This window comes from Haloactinopolyspora sp. (genome assembly GCF_027324685.1).
Classification (GTDB): domain Bacteria; phylum Actinomycetota; class Actinomycetes; order Jiangellales; family Jiangellaceae; genus Haloactinopolyspora.
This window is the reverse complement of sequence record NZ_DAHVSH010000094.1, coordinates 1-1854: the sequence shown is the minus strand read 5'-3', so window position 1 is coordinate 1854 and position 1854 is coordinate 1. Positions and strand designations below refer to the sequence as shown.

Annotated in this window: 2 protein-coding genes; both read left to right on the top strand. The window is 69.6% G+C overall.

Annotation, left to right across the window (positions count from 1 at the left end; all coding sequences use genetic code 11):
• Window positions 1–937, top strand: a 937-nt coding sequence (gene dgoD / locus M6444_RS10515; protein ID WP_298326615.1) for a galactonate dehydratase, incomplete at its 5' end; no start/stop codon positions are given.
• Window positions 937–1830 carry a dihydrodipicolinate synthase family protein gene (locus tag M6444_RS10510; protein ID WP_298326612.1) on the top strand — a complete coding sequence of 298 codons (894 nt, stop codon included), beginning with the start codon at window positions 937–939 and terminating at the stop codon, window positions 1828–1830. The genes dgoD and M6444_RS10510, both read left to right, overlap by 1 nt.
• Window positions 1831–1854: the final 24 nt, after the last annotated feature.

Sequence of the window (1854 nt, the reverse complement as noted above, 5' to 3'; positions counted from 1 at the left end):
CGGACCGATCCTGGCCACCGCGGCGGCGGCGATCGAGCAGGCGTTGTGGGACCTCAAGGCTCGTTCGGTGGGCCTGCCGGTGTACGAGTTCCTCGGCGGGGCGGTGCGCGAACGCACCCGCGCCTACGCCTGGGTAGGCGGCGACGACCCGGACGGGGTGGTCGACCACGCCCGCCAGCGCATGGCGCAGGGGTTCACCGCGGTGAAGATGAACGCCACGGGAACTGCCGATCACCTCGACCGGCATCAGCTGATCGACGACGTGCTCGCTCGCGTGGGCAGCTTGCGCGATGCCTTCGGCGCAGAACTCGACATCGCGCTGGATTTCCACGGCCGAGTCCCGCGCCCGGTCGCGAAGATCCTGTTACGTGAGCTGGAACCGTTCCGGCTGATGTGGGTGGAAGAACCGGTGACGCCGGAGACCGACGACTCCCTGCGCCACATCGTGCCCGGCTCGTCGATCCCGATCGCCACCGGCGAGCGGCTGACGTCGCGGTGGGAGATCCTGACGCTGCTCCGCGACGGCATGGTCGACATCGTGCAACCGGACGTGTCGCTGACCGGGCTGTTCGAACTGGAGAAGATCGCGCGGATGGCCGAGGTGTACGACGTCGCCGTCGCCCCGCACTGTCCGAACGGCCCGATCTCGCTGGCGGCGTCGCTGCAGGTGGGCTTCTGCTGTCCGAACGTCGTGATCCAAGAGCAGAGCGGCGGCATTCACTACCACCAGGGTTACGCTGGGCTGCCGGCCGGCGAGTTGTTCGACTACGTGCGCGACTCCGGACCGTTGACCACCATCGACGGCCACTTCCGCCGTACCGACGGCGCCGGCCTCGGCGTCGACGTCGACGAAGACGTGGTGCGCGCGGCGGCCGGCGCGTGGTCGTTGCCCGATCCGGACTGGACACACGACGACGGGAGGTACGCGGAGTGGTGATGAGTGCGACCGGCCTGAGCGGCGTCCACGTCGCCCTGGCCACACCACTGTCCCCGGACGGGCGCTCGGTCGACCACGACGGCCTGGCCCGCCTGGTCGAGCGGACTCTGCATGGCGGGGTACGCGCCATCTGCCCGGTCGGTTCCACCGGCGAAGGGCCCCGCCTCACGCGGGCGGTCCGTCACGACATCACCGCCACGGTGCGATCTGTCGCCGGACGGACGGTTCCGGTCATCCCGGCGCCCTCGGCGCCCACGGCAGCTGAGGCCATCTCCGAGATCGGTGAGCTGGTGCAGGCCGGAGCCGACGCCGTCCTGTTGGCACCGCCGTCGTATTACCCGATGACAGCCGACGAGATCGGTGAGTACTTCCACGCCGTGGCCGAGGCCACGGCGGCGCCGATCGTGCTCTACAACATCCCCGCCATGACGAAGGTTTCGCTGCCTGCGCCGGTGGTGGCAAGCCTGGCCGCCCACGAGAACATCATCGGGATCAAGGACAGCAGCCGCGATTTCGAGTACCTGCAGTCGGTGCTGTACGCCGTGGACGACGCCGATTTCACCGTCTTGACCGGCAGCGACACCATGCTGTTGCCGTCGATGCTGGTGGGTGCCGGTGGCACCATCGCCGCCAGCGCCAACGTCGTCCCGCAGTTGGGTCGGCAGGTGTACGACGCGGTGACCTCGGGCGACCTTGACGCCGCTGCGTCGGCGCAACGTCACCTCTTCGACGTCGTTCAGGCCTGTCGTATGGGCACCATGCCCGCGGGCTGGAAAGCGGCCCTCGCCGCTGCCGGTGTCTGCTCGCCCGCCCTGGTGGCACCTGCTCGCGGGCTCGACGACGACCGCCGCGCCGCGCTGACCGAACGCCTGCGGCAGTTGCATGCGATCTGAGGCCGTTGCCGTCACGGCCGCCGC